The organism is Lysobacter sp. ESA13C, assembly GCF_019970005.1.
In the GTDB taxonomy this organism is placed as follows: domain Bacteria; phylum Pseudomonadota; class Gammaproteobacteria; order Xanthomonadales; family Xanthomonadaceae; genus Lysobacter; species Lysobacter antibioticus_B.
The window spans coordinates 91,454-111,735 of sequence record NZ_JAHXYK010000007.1; the positions used below are offsets into that span (position 1 = coordinate 91,454).

General features: G+C 66.3%; 16 protein-coding genes. 12 read left to right on the forward strand and 4 right to left on the reverse strand.

Annotated elements, in window-relative coordinates; all coding sequences use genetic code 11:
• The first annotated feature begins 9 nt into the window (after positions 1-9).
• The 5 genes from LC490_RS15350 to LC490_RS15370 all read left to right on the forward strand — a co-directional run bounded on the left by LC490_RS15350 (position 10) and on the right by LC490_RS15370 (position 5,342).
• Positions 10-1,299 carry an amino acid deaminase gene (locus tag LC490_RS15350; RefSeq protein WP_081930859.1) on the forward strand — a complete coding sequence of 430 codons (1,290 nt, stop codon included), beginning with the start codon at positions 10-12 and terminating at the stop codon, positions 1,297-1,299.
• A gap of 111 nt (positions 1,300-1,410) precedes the next feature.
• A complete protein-coding gene (locus LC490_RS15355) occupies positions 1,411-2,268 on the forward strand; it encodes a MurR/RpiR family transcriptional regulator (RefSeq protein ID WP_200875822.1) in 858 nt (285 codons plus the stop codon).
• Complete coding sequence (locus LC490_RS15360) at positions 2,265-3,743, forward strand: D-aminoacylase (protein WP_223620735.1); 1,479 nt, start codon at positions 2,265-2,267, stop codon at positions 3,741-3,743. Before LC490_RS15355 ends, LC490_RS15360 begins: the two co-directional genes overlap by 4 nt.
• Positions 3,733-4,668, forward strand: coding sequence for a 2-dehydro-3-deoxygalactonokinase (locus tag LC490_RS15365; RefSeq protein WP_051884916.1), 936 nt, complete (start codon positions 3,733-3,735; stop codon positions 4,666-4,668). Before LC490_RS15360 ends, LC490_RS15365 begins: the two co-directional genes overlap by 11 nt.
• Positions 4,665-5,342 carry a 2-dehydro-3-deoxy-6-phosphogalactonate aldolase gene (locus LC490_RS15370; RefSeq protein ID WP_223620736.1) on the forward strand — a complete coding sequence of 226 codons (678 nt, stop codon included), beginning with the start codon at positions 4,665-4,667 and terminating at the stop codon, positions 5,340-5,342. The genes LC490_RS15365 and LC490_RS15370 overlap by 4 nt, the downstream gene beginning before the upstream one ends.
• A gap of 138 nt (positions 5,343-5,480) precedes the next feature.
• Here LC490_RS15370 and LC490_RS15375 read toward each other — a convergent pair whose 3' ends face one another.
• From LC490_RS15375 to LC490_RS15385, 3 genes are all read right to left on the reverse strand, one after another.
• Positions 5,481-6,200 carry a FadR/GntR family transcriptional regulator gene (locus tag LC490_RS15375; RefSeq protein ID WP_031371941.1) on the reverse strand — a complete coding sequence of 240 codons (720 nt, stop codon included), beginning with the start codon at positions 6,198-6,200 and terminating at the stop codon, positions 5,481-5,483.
• A gap of 268 nt (positions 6,201-6,468) precedes the next feature.
• Entirely contained in the window at positions 6,469-8,064 is a 1,596-nt protein-coding gene (locus LC490_RS15380) for a sodium/solute symporter (protein WP_223620737.1), read from the reverse strand.
• Positions 8,061-8,705 carry a 2-dehydro-3-deoxy-6-phosphogalactonate aldolase gene (locus LC490_RS15385; protein ID WP_223620738.1) on the reverse strand — a complete coding sequence of 215 codons (645 nt, stop codon included), beginning with the start codon at positions 8,703-8,705 and terminating at the stop codon, positions 8,061-8,063. Before LC490_RS15385 ends, LC490_RS15380 begins: the two co-directional genes overlap by 4 nt.
• A 171-nt stretch (positions 8,706-8,876) precedes the next feature.
• On the opposite strand from LC490_RS15385, the gene dgoD reads away from it, so the two are divergent.
• Both dgoD and LC490_RS15395 read left to right on the forward strand, forming a co-directional pair.
• Positions 8,877-10,022: a galactonate dehydratase gene (gene dgoD / locus LC490_RS15390; protein ID WP_031371944.1), complete on the forward strand. Its 1,146-nt coding sequence runs from the start codon at positions 8,877-8,879 to the stop codon at positions 10,020-10,022.
• A complete protein-coding gene (locus tag LC490_RS15395) occupies positions 10,016-10,768 on the forward strand; it encodes an SDR family oxidoreductase (protein ID WP_031371945.1) in 753 nt (250 codons plus the stop codon). Before dgoD ends, LC490_RS15395 begins: the two co-directional genes overlap by 7 nt.
• A gap of 81 nt (positions 10,769-10,849) precedes the next feature.
• Here the strand turns inward: LC490_RS15395 and LC490_RS15400 are convergent, their stop codons facing one another.
• A complete protein-coding gene (locus LC490_RS15400) occupies positions 10,850-11,548 on the reverse strand; it encodes a FadR/GntR family transcriptional regulator (RefSeq protein ID WP_223620739.1) in 699 nt (232 codons plus the stop codon).
• 436 nt (positions 11,549-11,984) lie between these two features.
• Between LC490_RS15400 and LC490_RS15405 the strand changes: the two genes are divergently transcribed.
• From LC490_RS15405 to LC490_RS15425, 5 genes are all read left to right on the forward strand, one after another.
• The gene (locus tag LC490_RS15405; RefSeq protein ID WP_223620740.1) at positions 11,985-14,987 is read left to right on the forward strand and encodes a TonB-dependent receptor; all 3,003 of its coding nucleotides are present in this window, start codon (positions 11,985-11,987) and stop codon (positions 14,985-14,987) included.
• A 64-nt stretch (positions 14,988-15,051) separates the two neighbouring features.
• Positions 15,052-16,422: a hypothetical protein gene (locus LC490_RS15410; RefSeq protein ID WP_223620741.1), complete on the forward strand. Its 1,371-nt coding sequence runs from the start codon at positions 15,052-15,054 to the stop codon at positions 16,420-16,422.
• 143 nt (positions 16,423-16,565) lie between these two features.
• Complete coding sequence (locus LC490_RS15415; protein ID WP_031371949.1) at positions 16,566-16,850, forward strand: transposase; 285 nt, start codon at positions 16,566-16,568, stop codon at positions 16,848-16,850.
• Positions 16,851-16,935: 85 nt separating this feature from the next.
• Positions 16,936-18,816, forward strand: coding sequence for a beta-galactosidase family protein (locus LC490_RS15420; protein WP_223620742.1), 1,881 nt, complete (start codon positions 16,936-16,938; stop codon positions 18,814-18,816).
• Positions 18,817-19,066: 250 nt separating this feature from the next.
• Entirely contained in the window at positions 19,067-20,185 is a 1,119-nt protein-coding gene (locus LC490_RS15425) for a ricin-type beta-trefoil lectin domain protein (protein ID WP_223620743.1), read from the forward strand.
• Positions 20,186-20,282: the final 97 nt, after the last annotated feature.

The window sequence follows — 20,282 nt, forward strand, 5'->3', positions numbered from 1 at the left end:
GCCGTACCTATGAACGCGGCACTGCGCGAGCTCGGACAGAACCTGTTGCTGCCCGGCGTCAAGGGATTGCCGTTGCAACAGGCCACGCGCCAGGACGCGATCGGCGGGCTCGGCCTGCATGTTCTCGACGGCAGCCTGTCGTATCCGGTCGCGGTGCTGCGCGAGTCCACCCTCGCCCACAACATCGCCTGGATGCGCGATTTCGTCGAACGGGCCGGCGCCCTGCTCGCGCCGCACGGCAAGACCACGATGAGCCCGCAGTTGTTCCAGGCCCAACTCGATGCCGGCGCCTGGGCGATCACCCTGGCGACGGTCCCGCAGTTGCGCATCGCTCATCGGTTCGGCGTGCGCCGGGTGCTGCTGGCCAATCAGCCGGTCGCGATCGCCGACATCGAAAGCCTGGCCGCGCTGCTGCGCGACGACCCCGGTTTCGAGGCCTGGGTCCTGGTCGATTCCTCGGCCGGCGCCCGACGCCTCGCCGAGGTGATGCAGCGGCTCGCACCGCAACGTCGATTGCCGGTATTGGTCGAGCTCGGCGCCGAAGGCGGCCGCACCGGCGTGCGCGGCCTCGACGCCGCGCTGGCGCTCGCGCGCGAAGTCGCCGCGAGCCCCGCGCTGCGCCTGGCCGGCATCGAAGGCTACGAAGGCCTGTGGGTCGGCGCCGATCGCGACAGCGACCTGGCACGCGTGCGCGGCCTGCTCGCCGAGCTGGTCGAGCTGACCCGCCGCTGCGATGGCGAGGGCCTGTTCGACGGCGAGGAGATTTTGATCAGCGCCGGCGGCTCGGCGTATTTCGATTTCGTCGCCGACGCCTTCGCCACGGTCGGCGCGACCACGCGCCCCCTGCGACGCGTGCTGCGCTCGGGGTGTTACCTCACCTCCGACCACGGCTTCTATCACGGCCTGCAACAGGAAATGCGCACCCGCCACGACGCCAGCTTCCGCCACGGCCTGCAACCGGCGCTGGAAGTGTGGGCGGCGGTGCAGTCGCGCCCGGAGCCGGGTCTGGCCCTGCTCACCCTCGGCAAGCGCGATGCGTCCTACGACATCGACCTGCCCAAGCCCCTGTGCTGGCACCGCCCCGGCGAGCCGGCGCCGGCGCCCATGCGCGATGCGCGCATCGCCAAGATGAACGACCAGCATGCCTATCTCGAACTGCCGCACGATCATCCGCTGCAGGTCGGCGATCTCGTCGCCACCGGCATTTCGCACCCTTGCACCACGTTCGACAAATGGCAGGTGCTGCTGACGGTCGACGACGGTTATCGCGTCACCGGCGCCATCAATACTTTCTTCTGAACGCGCCATCGGCGCGATCGATACCCGCTCGCCGCGCCACCGACGCGATCGATACCCCCTAATCGCCGCATGATCGGCGCGATCGACAATCTTCCGAGGAACGACCCCATCGTGTCCGACAACCTCATCCCCAAGATCCGCGGAGCGCTCGACACCTTGCGTCCGGCCGAACGCAAGGTCGCCGAGACCGTGCTGGCCGACCTGGACTTCGCGATCCACGCCAGCATCGGCGCGCTGGCGATACGCGCCAATGTGTCCGAGCCCAGCGTGACCCGCTTCTGCCGCGCGATCGGCTGCGAAGGCCTGCGCCAGTTCAAGGTCCAGCTCGCCCACAGCCTGGCCGTCGGCGTGCCCTATCAGACCGTCACCATCGACAAGGACGACGACGCCGCGACCCTGGTGCACAAGGTCTGCGACAGCATCTCCGCGGCCCTGCACGATGTACGCGAGCGCACCGACCCGGCCGCGCTCGACGCCGCCGCCGGCTTGATCGCCGGCGCTCGCCGCGTGTGCTGCATCGGCGTCGGCTCGGGCTCGGGCGTGGTCGCGCAGGACGCCTTCCTGCGCTTCCTGCGCCTGGACATCGCCGCCACCGCGCACAGCGACGGCCATCTGCAGCGGCTCGCCTCGGGCATGCTCGACGCCAACGACGTGCTGTTCGCGATCTCTCTGTCGGGCCGCAGCCCCGAGGTCAACGACAGCGTGCGCATCGCCAAGCAGCGCGGCGCGCGCATCATCGCCCTGACCCAGGCCGGCGCGCCGCTGGGTTGGGACGCCGACGTGCCGCTGCTGTTGCCGCCGTCGAGCGCGGCGACCCCATACTCGCCCGGCGTGTCGCGGCTGATGCAGTTGGCCGTGATCGACATGCTGGCGATCGCAGTCGCGCTGCGCCAGGAACCGGGCGTGCTGGAGAAGGCGCGCCGGGCCAAGGCCGAAGTCGAACGCACCCAGGTTCCCGGCCGCTCATGAGCGCGAGATTCGCACCGGCGGCAGCCACCTTCGATCTGGTCATCGCCGACGCCTGGGTGCTCGACGGCAGCGGCGGCCCCGGCTACCGCGCCGATGTCGCCGTCGACGGCGAGCGCATCGCCGCGATCGGCGCGCCCCACAGCCTGCACGGACGCAAACGCGAGGACGCATGCGGGCTCGCACTGGCACCGGGCTTCATCGACGTCCACACCCACGACGACCGCGCGGTGCTCGACGACCCCGGCGTGTTCAACAAGCTCAGCCAGGGCGTGACCACGGTGATCGCCGGCAATTGCGGGATCAGCCTGGCGCCATGGCGCGCCGACCGCGAACCGCCGGCGCCGCTGTCGTTGATCGGAGGCCAGGCCGATTTCCGTTTCGAACGCTTCCGCGACTACCTCGATGCGGTCGATGCGGCGCGCCCGGCGGTCAACGTCGCGGCGATGGTCGGTCATTCGACCCTGCGCATCGCCGAGGTCGCCGACCTCGGCCGCGCCGCCGACGATGCCGAGATCGAACGCATGCGCGCGCGCTTGCGCGAGGCGATGCAGGCCGGCGCGATCGGTTTCTCCAGCGGCCTGTTCTACCAGCCGAGCCGGGCCGCGCCGAACAGCGAAGTGATCGAACTCGTCCGCGAGAGCGGCGCCCACGGCGGCGTCTACGCCTCGCACCTGCGCGACGAATACGACGGTGTGCTCGAAGCGATCGACGAAGCCGTCGACGCCGGCGAAGCCGCGCACACTCCGGTCGTGCTGTCGCATCACAAATGCGCCGGCCCCGCGAACTGGGGCCGCACCGTCGAGACCCTGGCGCGCATCGACGAACGCCGCCGCCGCCATTGGGTCGGCCTCGACGCCTACCCCTACACCGCCGGCTCGACCGTGCTCGATCCGGACTACGTCGACGGGCTGATCCGGATCCTGGTGAGCTGGTCGACGCCGCACCCCGAACAGGCCGGTCGCGACCTGAGCGACATCGCCGCCGATTGGCGGGTCGACCAGAAAGAAGCCGCGCGCCGCCTGCACCCGGCCGGCGCGGTGTATTTCCAGATGCGCGAGGACGACGTCCGCCGCGTGCTCAGCCACGACCGCACCATGATCGGTTCCGACGGCCTGCCGCACGACGCCCACCCGCATCCGCGCCTGTGGGGCGCGTTTCCGCGCGTGCTCGGCCATTACTGCCGCGACCAGGGCCTGTTCCATCTGCCCGAAGCGGTGCGCCGCATGACCTCGCTGTCGGCCGACAGCTTCGGCCTGAAACGGCGCGGACGCATCGCCCCCGGACTCGCCGCCGATTTGGTTCTGTTCGATCCCGACACCATCGCCGACCGCGCCACCTTCGCCGAACCCAAGCAAGCGGCCGCGGGCATCCGCGCGGTCTGGGTCGGCGGCGCCTGCGCCTTGCGCGATGCCCACGCCACCGGCGAACGCCGCGGCCGCGTCCTGCGCCGCGAGGAGGAACGCCATGCTCGATGAATCGCTCCACCGCAACGCCCCCAACACCGGCACCGCGATCGCCCTGATCGGCGTCGACTGGGGCTCCACCCATCTGCGCGTGCACGCCTTCGACGCGCTCGGCGGCATCATCGCCACGCGCCAGAGCGCGCGCGGCATGGCCTCGCTGCATTCGCCCGAGGCCTTCGCCGCCGCGCTCGACGACCTGCTCAGCGTCGACCTCGACGACGGCGACGCGCCGATCTTGCTGGCCGGCATGGTCGGCGCGCGCAACGGTTGGCAGGAAGCGCCGTACGCGCCGTTGCCCGCCCATGCCGATGCGCTCGCCTCAGCGTTGCAGCCGCTGACGTTCAAGCAGCGCCGCGCCGCGATCGTGCCCGGCGTCAGCGGCGCCAGCGATGGCTTCGACGACGTCATGCGCGGCGAAGAGACCCAGGCGCTCGGCGTGCCGCCCGGAACGCGACGCGTAGCCGCACCGGGCACGCACAGCAAATGGCTGACCCTGGACGGCGGCGGCGTGGTCGGGTTTTCGACCTATCCGACCGGCGAGATTTATTCCCTGTTGCTGCATCACAGCCTGCTCGGGCGCGGCCTGCCGGCCGAGGCCTGGTCGGAACGCGGCTTCATCAAGGGCCTGGACACCGCGCGCGAACGTCCCGACTGGTTGCACCAGTTGTTCGGCGTGCGCGCACGCAACGTCCGCGACGCCGCGCCGGTCGAGGAATTGCCGGCGTTCCTGTCCGGCCTGTTGATCGGCTACGAGTGCCTGGCCGCCAACAACGAACCCGGCGACGGCGGCGAAGTCGCGGTGATCGGCGGCGCCAAGCTCGCCGCGACCTACGCCCTGGCGCTGCGCCGCTACGGCATCCCCCACTACATCATCGAAGGCGACACCGCGTTTTGCCGCGGCTTGTGGCGCATCGCAAAGGCAGCCCGATTCGTATGACCCTCGCCACGTCCCTGCCCCTGCCGAGCACGCTGCCGGCCTGGCTCGTCCAGTCGCCGTTCGTCGCGATCCTGCGCGGCATCACCCCCGACGAGGCCCTGCCGGTCGGCGAAGCGCTGTGGGATGCGGGCTGGCGCATCATCGAAGTGCCGCTGAATTCGCCCGATGCGTTCGAGAGCATCGCCCGCCTGCAACGGCGTTTCGGCGATGCGATCCTGCTCGGCGCCGGCACCGTGCGCCGCGCCGACGAAGTCGACACCCTGGTCCGCATCGGCGCGCGCCTGATGGTCTGCCCGCACACCGATCCGGCGCTGATCGGCTACGCCAAGGCCTGCGGCTTGTTCGCCCTGCCGGGCGCGGCGACCCCGAGCGAATGCCTGGCCGCCCTCAACGCCGGCGCCGACGGGCTCAAGCTGTTTCCGGCCGATGCACTCGGCCCGGCGATGCTGAGCGCCCTGCGCGCGGTGCTGCCCGCCGGCACCGCGGTGCTGCCGGTCGGCGGCATCCACACCGACCTGCTCGCGATCTGGCGCAAGGCCGGCGCGATCGGCTTCGGCATCGGCGGCACCTTGTACAAGCCCGGCACGACCGCGCCGCAGGTCGCCTCGACCGCGCAGGCCTTCAACGAAGCGTGGCTGGAATCGGTACCGACACCGCGCGGCTTGCGTTCGTAAGCGATCGCCCGGTCACGCCCCCAAGCATCCGGCCGCTGACGACGGGCTAGAAATGGGCAACCCGGGTTTTCTCGACAGTCCGGCTGCGGCCGACTCGATGGCCCGGGGGCCAACCGCCTTGGCGAACGCCCTGCAGGTTCAGTCGGGCTGCGACCCGCCGGCCGTCGACTCGATCAACGCCGTCACCTCGTCGAGCAATCCCCGCATGGCCGACTTGGCTCGCTCGCCATCGCCCGATGCGATCGCTTCGTATACGCGCGCGTGGTCCTCCACGCTGGCCAGATCGACGCCCTTGGAACGATTGGTGACCCCGATCGAAATCCGCAACGCGGTATCGACCAGGTCGCGCAGGCGCGAATAGAAGCGGTTGCCGCTGGCTTCCAGCACCGCGACATGGAAGGCGATGTCCGATTCGAGTGCATCCCCTTCGCCCAGCTCGGCGGCGCGCATGCGCTCGATCGCGGCCTCGATCCGGGCGATGGCTTCGGCATCGCCGCGTTGCGCCGCCAGCATCGCCGCCATCGGCTCGACCGCAAGCCGCACCTGAGTGAACTCGAGCAACAGGCCGATGGAGAACTTGCGCTCCAGCAACCAGCGCAAGACGTCCGGATCGAGCAGGTTCCAGTTCGTCTCGGGCTCGATGATGGTGCCGCGCTTCGGCCGCGCACTGAGCAAACCCTTGGCCGTGAGCATCTTGACTGCCTCGCGCACGATGCTGCGGCTGGCGCGAAGCTGCACGCACAGTTCGGCCTCGGTCGGGAATGCCTGCTCCGGACCGTAGTGACCGGTCACGATCGCCTCGCCCAGAGATTCGACGATTCGCCTGGTCAGGCTTGCGGAACGAGGCAATCGATTCATACGGTCAGCTCCGGTAATGGCTCTCGCGACAGGGCCTGCGTGCCATCGAAGAGGCGAGGCCCGGCCAACCCGATAAGGCCGCGGCCTGTCATGCCTGCAAACTCGGAGCCTTCCGCCATGCCGGAGCATTATCGCGGAGGCCTGCGGCAATAGCCACGCAAGCCGGCAAGCGGGCATCGCTGCGCGGTATCAAAACAGGGCCGGGCAAGCGCCCCAAGCGCGGCCGATCCGCTGCAATCGGCGCGGCGCCGCAGGAACCGACCGCGGCTCACCACCACGTGGCATAGAGCGCCACGAGTATCGCGACCACCGCCAGGGCCGCGATGTTGAAGCCCGCGCTGGTGCGGAAGCTGACGCCCTCGACCTCGATGCGGTTCACCCCGGCCCGCGACGGGACGAGCAGCGACACCGCCATCGCCAGCAGTCCGGTGACCAGAAACACCAGGCTCATGCGATCCAGGAACGGCAGCGACGGCCATACCATCTTGAACAGATAAGAGAACGCGACCGAGCCCGTCGCCGCGGCGATCGCGCCGGCTTCGTTCGCGCGCTTCCAGAACAAGCCCAGCAGGAAGATCACGGTGATGCCCGGCGTGAAGAATCCGGTGAACTCCTGAATGAACTGAAACGCTTGATCCGACTTGCCCAACAAGGGGCGGGCGGTCATCGCAGCGATGACGACCGCCACCGTCGCGACGATTCTTCCGACCCTGACGAGGCGGCGTTGGCGGACGGGGTCATCGTCCGAATCGGAGCCGCGGCGAGCGCCCGTCGCATACTTGTCGAACAGGTCGAGGGTGAAGATGGTCGCTATCGAATTGATCTTGGAGGCCATGCTGGAGATGACGGCGGCGATCAATGCCGAGAACACCAGGCCGAGCACTCCGGGCGGCAGCAGGCGCATCATCGTCGGGTAGGCCTCGTCCGGCTTGGACAGATCCGGGGCCAGCACGACCGCGGCGATGCCCGGCAGCACGATGATGATGGGCATCAGCAGCTTCAGGAACGCGGCGAATATCACCCCTTTCTGCGCCTGATCCAGATCGCGCGCGGCCAGCGCGCGTTGAATGATGTACTGATTGAAGCCCCAGTAACTCAAGTTGGCCAGCCACATCCCGCCTATCAGCACCGACAACCCCGGCAGGTCCCGATAGAAGGGATTGTCCGGCTTCAGGATCATGTGGAAATGATCGGGAGCGCGCTCGACCAGCACCCGGAAACCGGCGCCGATGCCGGCCCCGTCGCCGATCTTGTCGAGGGTCAGCCCGGACACCAACAGACCTCCCAGCACCAGCAGCGCCACTTGCACGATGTCGGTCAACGCCACCGCTTTCAAGCCGCCGTACAACTGATACAACAGCGCGAACGCGGCAAGCAGATACAGCGCCGTGCCCTGGTCGATACCGGCGATCTGGTTCACTGCGATCGAGCCGAGCCAGGCGATCGAGGTCAGGTTCACGAACACGTACAACGCGAGCCAGAACACCGTCATGAGGTTGCGGATGCCGGACCCGTAGCGTTGCTCCAGGAACTGCGGCATCGTGACGATGCGGTTGTGCAGAAAGATCGGCAGTATCCACTTGCCCACGATCAGCAAGGTCGCGGCCGCCATCCATTCGTAGGATGCGATGGCGAGCCCCAGCGCATACCCGGAACCGGACATGCCGATGATTTGCTCGGCGGAGATGTTCGCGGCGATCAGAGAGGCTCCGATCGCCCACCACGGTAGCGATCGCGAGGCGAGAAAGTAGTCGTTGCTGTTTTTCTTGCGTCCGTGTTTCTCCCGCGCGACCCAATGCGCCAGGCCAAAGATCGCGACGGCGTAGACGCCGATGATGACCAGATCGAGCGTCGACAATGTCATGCATCCACCGCGCTTGCGTCTTTGCGGTATGCCGCGATGACCGCCATGAAGGCATCGGCACGGGCGGCGACCTCGGCCGCGGTCATCCCGGGCCGATACAGGCTGTTTCCGAGGCCATAACCATCGACCCCGGCACGAAGCCAATGCGCCGCGTTGTGCTCGTCCACGCCGCCGACGGCGCAGACGCTCACCCCGGCCGGGAGCACGGCTCGCAGCGCGCGCAAATGGGCGGGGCCATAGGTCGAAGCCGGGAACAGTTTGAGCCGGGTCGCTCCCGCAGCGATCGCGTCGAAAGCCTCGCTGGCGGTGCCCACGCCCGGCATCGGCACCATGCCCAGTTCCAGGGCGCGCCGTATGACCGCGGCGTCGGTGTTGGGCGCCACCAGCAGGCGCCCTCCGGTCTCGTGCAACTGCTCGACCTGGCGCAGGTCGAGCACGGTGCCGGCGCCGCACAGGCAATCGCGACCGAAAGCCCGCTGCAGCAGCCCGATGCTGACGAAGGGATCGGGCGAGTTGAGCGGAATCTCGATTCCGCCCACGCCGCGCTCGACGAGCGCCTCGGCGATGCGAAGCACTTCGCCCGGGGTAATTCCGCGCAGGATCGCTATGACGAACGGCGTTGCGTGACTTTGGGACGGCATCTGATCGCTGCTCCAGCCTGCATGGTCGAGCGGGTACTGCGCCTGGGAATACTCATCCCCGGCTCATCCGGCGGCGTCATGGCGCCTCTGTCGCCTGCCGAACGATGGTTTAAAGTACTTATATATGATAAAAGTGCAGCCTGTCCATCGCCATCATTTCGCCGACTGCCTATGAGCCTCATTGCCCGGATAGAAACCTTCCGCGTGCCGCCGCGCTGGCTGTTCGTGCGTGTCGAAACGACCGATGGCGCGGTAGGTTGGGGGGAAGCCAGTCTGGAGGGGCATGTCGAGGCCGTCGATGGCGCTTATGAAGCGCTGCGCGATCGCTTCGTCGGCGCCGATGCGGATCGGATCGAAGACATATGGCAGGTCGCCTATCGCCTGGGTTTCTACCGCGGCGGGCCGGTGCTGATGTCGGCGCTGGCCGGCCTGGATCACGCTCTGTGGGACTTGTTGGCCAGGCGTCTGGGGCTTCCCGTGTGGCAACTGCTGGGAGGCAAGGTGCGCGACCGCATCGCCGTCTATGCCTGGGTCGGCGGCGATCGCCCCGGCGAGGTCGAACAGGCCAGCCGAGTCCGCCAGCAACAGGGCTTCACCGCCGTCAAGATGAATGCCACCGAGGACCTGGACTGGCTGGCCCGTCCGCGCGACCTGGACCCGGTGCTCGAACGCGTTGCGGCGGTGCGGGCGCTCGGGCTGGACGTCGGCTTGGATTTCCACGGCCGCGTGCACAGGCCGATGGTGCGCTCGCTGATCAGCGCATTGGAACCGCTGAGCCCGCTCTTCATCGAAGAACCCGTCCTGTCGGAGCATCCCGAGGCCCTCGCGCAACTGGCGCAGTTCACCAAGTTGCCGATCGCGATAGGCGAGCGGCTGTACAGCCGATGGGACTTCAAGCCGTTCCTGCAGGCGGCGGCGGTCGATATCCTGCAACCGGACTTGAGTCATGCCGGCGGCATTTCCGAATGCCGGCGCATCGCCGCCATGGCCGAAGCCTACGATGTCGCCATCGCACCGCACTGCCCGCTCGGCCCCCTGGCCCTCGCCGCCTGCCTGCAGTTGGCCGCCGCCACGCCCAACTTCGTGATTCAGGAAATGTCGCTGGGCATTCACTACAACAGCGCCGAGTACGACTTGCTGACCTACCTGAGCAATCCGCAGGTGTTCGACATCCGTGCGGGCTATGTCGATGTGCCCTCCGGCCCGGGCCTGGGCATCGAGATCGACGAGGCCAGGGTGCGCGAGGCCGCGCGCATACCGCACACTTGGCGCAACCCGGTCTGGCGCGGCGCCGATGGGAGCATTCGCGAATGGTGAGTTCCGCACGACGTTTCGAAGGCCGCACCGTGCTGATCACCGGCGGCCTCGGGGGCATCGGCCTGGCGTGCGCGAAGCGCTTCGCCGCGGAAGGCGCGAGTCTCGCCCTGATCGACTTTCGCCAAGATCGTCACAGCAAAGCGACCGAGGCCTGCCGCGCCGCCGGAGCGGCGCATGTCGTCGTGCTGTCCTGCGACGTATCCGATGAAGGCCAGGTCGATGCCGCTTGTGGCGCCGTGCGCGAGCGCCTCGGCGGCCACGACATCGTCGTCAACACCGCCGGGCTGATGCTGTTCAAGCCGCTGGAAGACTTCAGCAGCGACGAGTGGCGGCGACTGCTCGGCGTCAACCTGCTCGGGCCGGTGCATTTCACCCGCGAATGGCTGCGCCATGCCGCGCCCGGCGGCGCGATGGTCAATATCGCCAGCGTGCACGCCTCGATGACGACGCCGATGGTGGCGCCCTATGCCGCGGCCAAGGCCGCCTTGTTGTCGCTGACCCGCAGCGCCGCGATCGAGGGCGCCGCGAAGGGCCTGCGCGCGAACGCGGTGGTGCCCGGCGCGATCGACACCCCGATGTTATGGTCCAACCCGAATCTGCAATCGGGCGCCGAAGTCATCTCCGCCGAAGACATCGGCACGCCGGACGACGTCGCCGGGGCGGTCCTGTTTTTGGCCTGCGACGAAGCGCGGTTCGTGACCGGCGCGAGCCTGGAAGTCAGCGGCGGGCGCCTGGCGAGACTGTAACGCGACGCGCTCCCTTCCTCGCCGATACGAGCGCGATTTCGCATACTCCAGCACAGTGCCCCTATCTTGCCGGCAACGCGCTCAGCGCTTGATGCGGCCGATATTCGCTCGCGAATCCACGACGATACCGAGCATCGCCTCGCGCGCCGCGACCGGCCGTTGCAGCCGGATCGCCTCGAGCACGGCGAAATGCCGCGGCAGCGAATACTTGAAGTCGACCACCTTGCTCGCCGACAGGGAAAAGTAGGTCGCCAGCGCGGTCTCGACGACCGAGAACAGCGACACCATCAACTCGTTGTTGGTCGCTTCCAGCACGCTTTGATGGAACTCGAGATCGGCCTGGGTCCAGGCTTTCAGATCCTGCGCCGCATCCATGGCGCCGTACGCACTCTTGATTCGCGCCAACTGCTTCCGGTCGCGCCGCTTCGCCGCGGCGGCAGCGGCGGCCGGCTCGATGATCTCGCGCATCTCCGACAGCTTCTCGACGAAGTCGTCGGTAGGCATCGTCTCGCATCGCCACGCCAGCACATCGGCATCGAGTTGGTTCCAATACTGCTTTTCGCGCACGCGGGTGCCGGTCTTCTGCCGCGTCTCGATCAGGCCTTTCGAGGTAAGCACCTTCAAGGACTCGCGCAACGCAGTCCGACTGATGGCCATGCGCTCTGCAAGGGTTTCCTCGCGCGGCAGCAATTCGCCCGGTTTCAGCGCGCCGCCGACGATCTGCCTGCCCAGTTCCTGGACCACCTGGCTGTGCAAGTTGCGAATGGAAACAGGCTTCAACGGAGAGCATCCCTTGCATTCGGTCGCGCAACAGCGGCGTCGCGCGTATGAGTTTCTATTGTTACATCTAACACACTAGTCGACGACGCAACGCAGCGCATCCGTCGGGCACCGCCCCATGGCGTCGAACACCTGAAACGCTCGGCATCATGCGAACGAGCGCGCGTTTTCGGCGACCGACGCATCGCATCTGCACTCGCCACAGCGCCGACGATTCTCTCTCGAACAGTACTTCGTGCCGTCCCCTGAACGCACGACATGGATGTTGCCGCGCAACATCGAATCGTTCCAGTGCTGCCGTAATGCGCCACGACACTCACTCAATGACAGATGGATCGAAGGATCGATAAGCGGTACTTGACTCAAAAAAGAATAAGTACTTATATATGATAAATAGAACTAGATCCGATCAGCAGTCAGCAAGGGGGAGGGCGTAATGAAGTTGCAGCAGCAAGCGAACAAGCGGCGCGTGCAGATCGAGCGGTCCCGGCTCGCGTGGAGCCTCATGGCCGTGATGGCCTGCGCCGGTACCGCGCAGGCCCAATCGATCACCGGCGGCCTGTACGGATACGCGCCGACGCAGGGCCAGGTAAGCGTGTTGGTCGAAAACCCGGAAACGGGCTTCCGCAGAGAACTCAAAGTCGATGCGAACGGCCGCTACACCGCCTCCGGCCTCAACCCCGGCGGCTACACGGTAAAAATCAGCCGCGATGGGCAGTTGCTTTCCGAGAACCGGATCAGCGTGCGGCCGAACAGCGACACCGCCGTCGCCGCGGCGAGTGCGCAGAACGCGGCCACCGAGCTCGATACCGTCGTCGTGACCGGTACCTCGATGGCGACCGAAGTCACGCCGATCGACGTGTCGACCCCGGAACTGACCAATCATTACAGCCGCGAACTCATCAACGGCTTGCCCCTGCCTCCGTCGGCGACTCCCGAACGCATCGCGCTGTTGCGCTCCAACGCACGCCACGACTCCAACACCACCGGTCTGGTGCAGCTCGGCGGCGCCTCGCCGGCCGAGAATCGTTATTACTTGAACGAGTTCGATACGACCAACGACCGAACCTCGCTCGGCTCCAACCGCCTGCCGCGGGAAGCCATCCAGGACACCGAAGTGCTAGCGGGCAGCTTCGGCGCCTCATGGACCAACGCCACCGGCGGCATCATGGCGCAGACGGTGCGCCAGGGCAGCAACAGCTTTCGCGCGGGCTATTCGCTGTACCTGACGCCGCCGACGTCGCGCCTGCTGAACCCGCGCGAGAAGGACATCTACGGCGGCGACGACTCCTACTACAAGTACGTGTCCAACAATCACCGCGATTCGAGCGCGACGCAGTATGCCTGGGGCTCGGGCGCGCTGATCAAGGACAAGTTGTTCGCGTTCGTCCTGCTGGGCAAGACCTCGCCCTGGAAGAGCTACCGCTACACCATCAACCGCGCAACGACCACGACCAGCAGCAACAAGAACGCGCTGGTGAACCTGACCTGGAACATCAACGACGATCAGACCTTCAACCTGATCGGTTCGCGCGACTGGAACGAGTCGGATACGGACACGTACTTGCTGAAAGGCAACTACACCACCGAACGGGGCGCGTTTTCGCAGAGTTCGCATTCCCCGGCCCGCCAGCGGATGCTGATCGGCAACTACCACTGGAACATCACCGACGACCTGCAACTGCGGCTGATGGGCGGCTACCTGGGCCAGATCAACGATCGCGCCCACGGCTCCGAGGACATTCCCTATGTCGACGAGTACAACAGCGCCACCCAGAAGACGGTCAACATCGGCGCGAACGAGCGCACCGTCAATTTCCGTCCCGACGACTATTGGCGCCGCGGCTACAAAGGCGATCTGACCTGGAACGTCCAGGACCACAAGATCGTGTTCGGCCTGGAGCATTACGTGCACTACCTCGGCCAGGACTGGCACACGCCGTTCGCCGGCTGGTACACCTATTACAACCGGCCGAACACCGTGCAGTTGCAGAACGGCGAGCGGGTCAACGGCAAGTACGTGCAGCATTTCCTCAATCGCGAGTTCGGCCGGATGTTCTCGGTCAACCAGGCGGCCTATATCGAGGACTACTGGCAGCTGAGCGATCGCGTCATGGTTTACGCTGGCCTGCGCTACGACAAGTACGTCAACAAGGATGCCCTGGAACGGCGCTTGTTCTCGTTCCCGATGTATTCGCCGCGACTGGGCCTGTCCTGGGACGTCAACGGCGACTCCAGCCTCAAGGTCGGCGCGAACCTGGGCAGGTACTCGCTGTCGATGCCGTCCAACTTCAGCTTCGGCGTGGCACAGGCGCGGTCGACCACCACCCAGTGGTATCGCTACACCGGCATCGACCCGGTCACCAAGGCGCCGACCGGCCTCACCCAGATAGGCTCGGCCTATGTTCCTCCCGGGCGCGACGGCAATCCGCCGCAGACGCATGAAGTATCCGCGACCAACCTGAAAGCGCCTTACAAGGACGAGTTCCAGGCCTACGTGCAGAAGGAACTGCCGGGCAACTGGATCGGGCAAGTCGATTTCGGCTACTCGACGCTGAAGCGCGTCATCAATCAGACCTGTTACAACCAGGGCATCGTCGACTGGGCGAATGCGCACGGCTATCCGGACTACGAAGCGGACGATATCGCCTGTTTCGAGGTGAATCCTGGCGAAGACGTCACCGTGCTGCGCGACTTCGCCGGCGACGGCAAACTGCAATCGCTGCGGGTGCCCGCCTCGGCCTTCGGCCTGCCCAAGCCCAAGAACAAATACATCCACCTGACCTTCGACCTCAATCACCATCGCAGCGACGACGAACCCTATTACCTCGGCCTGAGCTACACCTGGTCGCGTTCGTTCGGCAACGACAACGGGTTTCTCGACCTGGAAGGCCATAACGCGGGCTACATCGGGCAAACCGGCCGCTACGACTTCCCCGAGATCACCCTCGGCGCCAACGGCAACCTGATCAACGACGTGCGCCACAAGCTCACCGCGTCCGGCGTCTACTACTTCAGGAACGGCCTGCGCGTGGGCGGCATCCTCAACGTGCAATCCGGGCAACCGGTCACCTGCTTCGGCCTGAAGCCCGATGTCGACAGCCTGTCGTACAACTGGGGCAGTTGGGGACATTACTGCGACACGAAGACCGACCCGGTCGGCGTCACCCCGGCGGGCACCATGGGACGGCTGCCCTGGTTCTGGCAGTTGGATTTGAATGTCGGCTACGACCTGAGCGTCGGCGAACACCACAAGCTCAGCCTCGACCTCGGCATACAAAACCTCACCAACCGCCGCGGCATTACCGACCGCTACAACACCTTCAGCGCCGACATCAACGCCGACAACACGGTCGTACCCGATATCAATTTCCTGATTCCGAGCCAATACCAGGCGCCGCGGACGACCTCGCTGGTGCTGCGTTACGAGTTCAAGTAGCACCCGGCCCGGCGCAGCTTGCACCCATCCCATTCTTCGAACACCGAATCATGAGGACACCCGCATGGCTAACTTTTCCGTGTACACCGCATCGGCCCTGGCCGGTCTGTTGCTTGCCGCGGCGCCCCCGCCGGCGGCGGCGACCACTCCCGCCGGCACCTGGGTGTTGGCGAATCCCTCCCCGCAAGTGAAGGATTACTTCCTGCGTATCGACGTGGATCCGGGCGAGCAGTACCCCGAGCACACCGACTCCGCCTCGAACGTCTACTTCGCGCAGTACATCAAGTTCAACAACGCGAACGGCGGCTACTGGGGCCTGCAGCGCGCGAGCGGAGAAAAGCGCGCGCTGGTATCGATCTGGAACGGCACCGGCGCGATGGGCGATCGCCTTCCGCCGGTGGATTGTTACGAGTTCGGCGCGTGCTCCAGCATCAAAGGCCAATACACCTGGAAAGTCGGGCACCAGTACAGGATGCGGGCCGAGGCCAGTCCGCGTTACGGCGGCGACTGGTGGCAGATGACGCTGTACGACCTGACGCTCGGCACCGCCGAGGTGCTGGGGCAGATCAGTGTGCCCTCCAACTGGGGTGGCTTGCACAAGGAAAATGGAATGTTCCTTGAGTATTTCTATGCCGACCCTTACCAGTGTTATTCGCTCCGACACGCCCGGGCCACCATTGCGCCGGTGCGCGGCAACTGGGGCCAGGACACGGCCCTGGCCAGTTTCAACGGCACCGCCTACGGCAACCCGCACCCTTGCGACTCGTCGTGGCTGCTGTCGGGCATGACGCATGCCGGCTACGGCTCGATCTCGTGGGCGGAGAGCGACGGCACCGTCAATGCGGTAGGCAATCAGTACCGCGGGCTGTACGAGTGGGGCCAGTACAACAAGCAGGCCACCGCCGGCATGTACTTCGCGGCCGACCTCTCCGTCGACTACCCCTACCTGTACCGCGCGAAACACAACGGCGCCTACGGCCCGTTCCCGCCGCAAGGGCAGTCGAATGCGGATTGGCAGTCGATCGGCCGGGGCTATCCCGTCATCAACGATCTCTACCATCGAAACCAACCGCTGAGGAGCTGGGCCGAACGCAACGAAGCCTACGTCGCGGTCGGCGACTATTTCTACTACGACAACCCCAATACCGGCGATCTCGAATATTTCACCCTGGTCAAGAAAGGGGCGCAGTACTTCCCTGTCGACAAGACCAGCAACGAGTTCTGGACCTACAAGGGCCGTCACTATCGCAAGAGCGAAACCGTTCCCGAGATGGCCATTCACCAATGGGGTGAGAACAACCGTTACGGCCGCGTGGGGTCGGTGTTCAAGTCGGGCGACAAGTACTTCCGGCTGAAGACCAGCAGCCAGTACTGGTACTTCCCGACCACGGCCACCGACAACAACCAGTGGCAGTTCATCGGTTATCACCCGTGACAGCGGCTGCCTAGTCAATAATCCCGGCCTGCCCGTTGCAACAAACGGGCGGGCCAGCGCGGCCTTGCCGAGAGGCTTCGATTGCCCCCCAACCACACCGGCACGCAGATCATTCCGCAGAGCGAGCCCGAAGGAGGCGCTCAATGCGCAAGAGTCGATTCACCCAGGCGCAGATCGTGGAGATTCTCAAGGAGACCGACAGCGGCATCGCGATCAAGGACCTGGCCCGCAAGCACGGAGTCAGCGTGCCGACGTACTACTACTGGAGATCGAGGTACGGCGGCATGGACGTCGCCGAAACGGCCAGGGTTCGCGAACTGCAGGCCGAGAACAACGAGCTCAAGCGCCTGTATGCCGAGCAGGCGCTGGAGATTCATGCACTGAAGGAGGTCATCGCAAAACTGCCGGCTCATGCCGTGCACCCGTAAGGCAACATCCATCGCATCGCTCATCCTTCGCCGATAACGCGGGTCGCTTCCTGCCCGCGCGGCGGCCGACCTACGGAACCCGATCATGATCCAACGCGCACGTCGTCACCGCATCGCCGCCGCCCTGCTCGGCCTGGGACTCGCCTTCGCCTCGCTGGGAAGTTTCGCCGCGCCGCGTTTCGCCATCGAAGGCGACCGTTTCCTGCTCGACGGCAAGCCGCACCTGATCCGTTCCGGCGAAATGCATTACCCGCGCATTCCGCGCGAGTTCTGGCGCGAGCGCCTGCGCCAGGCGCGTGCGATGGGCCTCAACACGGTCACCACCTACGTGTTCTGGAACCTGCACGAACCCGAGCCGGGTCGGTTCGATTTCAGCGGCAATCTCGACGTCGCCGCGTTCGTCCGCACCGCGAAAGAGGAAGGCCTGGACGTGATCGTGCGCCCCGGCCCCTACATCTGCACCGAACTGGAATTCGGCGGCTTTCCCGCCTGGCTGCTGCGCACCCCCGGCCTGCGCGTGCGCAGCATGGACCCGCGCTTTCTCACCGCGGTCGAACGCTACCTGCGCCGCACCCATGAAGAACTCGGACCTCTGTTGAGCACGCGCGGCGGGCCGATCCTGATGATGCAGGTCGAGAACGAGTATGGCTCCTACGGCCGCGACCGCGATTACATGGAAACGATCAAGCGGCAGATGATCGGCGCCGGTTTCGACCTGCCCTTGTTCACCTCCGACGGCGCCGGCCCGCATTATTTCGAGGGCGGGCCGCTGCCGGGCGTCACCGCGGTGATCAACTTCGACGGCGATGTCGCCGACGCCAAGGCCTCGTTCGAGCACCTCAAGGCCTTCCGCCCGCAGGGGCCGCGCATGGTCGGCGAATACTGGGCCGGCTGGTTCGACCATTGGGGCGAGCAGCACCACACCACGCCGCCCGAGCGAGCGGCGAGCACGGTCGATTGGTTCCTCGGCCAGGGCATCTCGTTCAACCTGTACATGTTCCATGGCGGCACCAGCTTCGGCTGGATGGCGGGCGCGAACTACAGCCGCGACATGCCGTATCAACCCGACACCACCAGCTACGACTACGACGCGCCGGTCGACGAAGCCGGCCGCATCACGCCGAAATACCGCGCCTTGCGCGAGGTCATCGGGCGTCATCTCGAAGCCGGCGAAAGTCTGCCGCCGATTCCCGAGTCTGCCACGCCGACCATCGCGATCGCGCCGTTCGTGCTGCGCGAATCGGTAAGCGTGCTCGACGCGCTGCCGGTGCTGAGCCGGCCGGTGCGTGCGCAACTGCCGCGGACCATGGAAGCGCTCGACCAGAACTACGGCTTCGTGCTCTATCGCAACACCGTGCCGCAGGGCGCCAGCGGCAAGCTGGTCGTCGACGAAGTGCGCGACTACGCGGTGGCGCTGGCCGACGGCAAGCCGGTGGGCACCCTGGACCGGCGCTTCGGCGAACGCGAGCTGGCGACCGACCTGAAGCCGGGGGAGCGGCTCGACTTGCTCGTCGAGAACATGGGCCGGATCAACTTCGGCGCGCGCCTGGATGAAGAGCGCAAGGGCATCACCCGCTCGGTGACGGTTGGCAAGCAGGAACTGTTCGACTGGACCATGCACCCGCTGCCGCTGAGCGACCTGAGCGGCCTGCGTTATTCAAGCAAGACCGCACCGACCGGCCCGGCGTTCTGGCGCGGCAGCTTCGAACTCGACCGTGTTGGCAGCACCTTCCTCGACACCCGCGGTTGGGGCAAGGGCCATGTCTGGATCAACGGCCGTCACCTCGGCCGCTACTGGAAGATCGGCCCGCAGCAGACCCTGTTCGTGCCCGCTCCCTGGTTGCGCAAAGGCCGCAACGAAGTGGTCGTGCTCGACGTCGAAGGCGGCCGCGCGCGCAGCCTGCAGGGCCTGACCGACCCGGTCTACGAGACCGCGCCGGACGCCTTGAAACCGCGCACGAAGTAAGCACCCGACGCGCAGCGCCGACAGGCGAATCCTCCGCGACGACGATCGCGGGATTCGCCGTCCCGGCGCCGCGGCGAAGCCGCCGTTCGTAGCCTCATCGCCGGCCGAACACGCCGGCACGGCTGCGACGGCCGCAAGGCTCCTCGCTCGTGGAAGCACCGACCGCAACCTCGAGTCGGCCACTGGCGCATAGCGATGGAGTTGCACGAACGCCGTTCATCCGGACGGCGAACCCACCACGGAGACCATCATGAAGATAGTGCGATCGATCCAACGCTGGGGCAGCCTGCTGCTGTTGTCGTTCCTCTCGCTAGGCGCTGCGGCCGGCGATACGCCGGGCACCTACACCAACTACGCCTTCGACCCCGCCATCACCGGGCTCGACTCGGTCGATTTCGGCATCACCGTCGAAACCGACCCCGGCTATCGCGCCAACGTCTACTGGAGCAATCAATTCGCTTTCGTCGGAACGCCCTCCGTCGGCTACACCGGCATGCAGAGCAACGGCGGCAAGTCGCGCATGTTCCTGTTCTCGGTATGGGACGCGACCGAGGCCAAGGCCGGCAGCGCGGGCAGCTATTGTCTGAACTTCGACGGCGAAGGCGTCGGCAAGAGCTGTCGCATGGCCCATGAGTGGACGGCAGGGCATACCTACCGTTTCCGCGTCGCCCACGAGGGCGACCGCTGGTTCGGTGTGACCGTGACCGACCTCACCGGCGGCGGCTCGTTCAAGCTCGGCAGCATCCGCAGCGCGTCCACCCAGCTCTCTCCGAAGGGCATGGTCAACTGGACCGAATACTTCGAATGGAGCTCGCCTAAGTCGAACTGCTACAACCAACCGTACTCGGACGCGGAGTTCCTGCTCCCCATCGGCAATGGCGGCACCACGGTCGCCAGCGTGTCGAGCACCAAGATCAGCGTGCCCTGCGCAAGCCGCGTCGACAAGACCGCGGTCGGCAGCGTCCAGGTCAACGCCATCGGCAATTCGTTGCGCGGCACGGTGGTCAGCGGCAACAACCTGTGCATCGACGCGAAGGGCGGCGCGACGACGAGCAACGTGCCCGCACTCGGTTACGGCTGCCACACCGGCGAGAACCAGGCCTGGGTGCACGGCGTCGACCGCAGCCTGCGCCTGCAGGCCGACCTGTGTCTGGATGTCGAACAGCACCGCACCACCCCCGGCTCGCCGGTCATCGTCTACGCCTGCAACGGCGGCCGCAACCAGTTGTGGAACCAGGTCGGCAACCAACTGCGCAGCGATTTGTCGGGGTTGTGCCTGACCTCGTCGACCGCCGGCGCGCAACTGACCATCCAGACCTGCGGCACGCAGTCGACCCAGAACTGGACGGTGCGCAGGCCTGCGCCCTGAAGTCCCCACGCGACGAAGCGCGCTCTGCCTCGCGATGTCGCCGGCCATCCCGGCGACATCGCTCAGGCGGCACTTCCGGGCAGCGTCGTCCTCCGGC

What these genes read in the sequence shown, in the direction of transcription:
- LC490_RS15350 (WP_081930859.1), top strand. Translation starts at nt 10, where the DNA reads ATGAACGCGGCACTGCGCGAGCTCGGACAGAACCTGTTGCTGCCCGGC.
- LC490_RS15360 (WP_223620735.1), top strand. Translation starts at nt 2,265, where the DNA reads ATGAGCGCGAGATTCGCACCGGCGGCAGCCACCTTCGATCTGGTCATC.
- LC490_RS15365 (WP_051884916.1), top strand. Translation starts at nt 3,733, where the DNA reads ATGCTCGATGAATCGCTCCACCGCAACGCCCCCAACACCGGCACCGCG.
- LC490_RS15370 (WP_223620736.1), top strand. Translation starts at nt 4,665, where the DNA reads ATGACCCTCGCCACGTCCCTGCCCCTGCCGAGCACGCTGCCGGCCTGG.
- LC490_RS15375 (WP_031371941.1), bottom strand. Translation starts at nt 6,200, where the DNA reads ATGAATCGATTGCCTCGTTCCGCAAGCCTGACCAGGCGAATCGTCGAA.
- LC490_RS15380 (WP_223620737.1), bottom strand. Translation starts at nt 8,064, where the DNA reads ATGACATTGTCGACGCTCGATCTGGTCATCATCGGCGTCTACGCCGTC.
- LC490_RS15385 (WP_223620738.1), bottom strand. Translation starts at nt 8,705, where the DNA reads ATGCCGTCCCAAAGTCACGCAACGCCGTTCGTCATAGCGATCCTGCGC.
- dgoD (WP_031371944.1), top strand. Translation starts at nt 8,877, where the DNA reads ATGAGCCTCATTGCCCGGATAGAAACCTTCCGCGTGCCGCCGCGCTGG.
- LC490_RS15395 (WP_031371945.1), top strand. Translation starts at nt 10,016, where the DNA reads ATGGTGAGTTCCGCACGACGTTTCGAAGGCCGCACCGTGCTGATCACC.
- LC490_RS15405 (WP_223620740.1), top strand. Translation starts at nt 11,985, where the DNA reads ATGAAGTTGCAGCAGCAAGCGAACAAGCGGCGCGTGCAGATCGAGCGG.
- LC490_RS15410 (WP_223620741.1), top strand. Translation starts at nt 15,052, where the DNA reads ATGGCTAACTTTTCCGTGTACACCGCATCGGCCCTGGCCGGTCTGTTG.
- LC490_RS15415 (WP_031371949.1), top strand. Translation starts at nt 16,566, where the DNA reads ATGCGCAAGAGTCGATTCACCCAGGCGCAGATCGTGGAGATTCTCAAG.
- LC490_RS15420 (WP_223620742.1), top strand. Translation starts at nt 16,936, where the DNA reads ATGATCCAACGCGCACGTCGTCACCGCATCGCCGCCGCCCTGCTCGGC.
- LC490_RS15425 (WP_223620743.1), top strand. Translation starts at nt 19,067, where the DNA reads ATGAAGATAGTGCGATCGATCCAACGCTGGGGCAGCCTGCTGCTGTTG.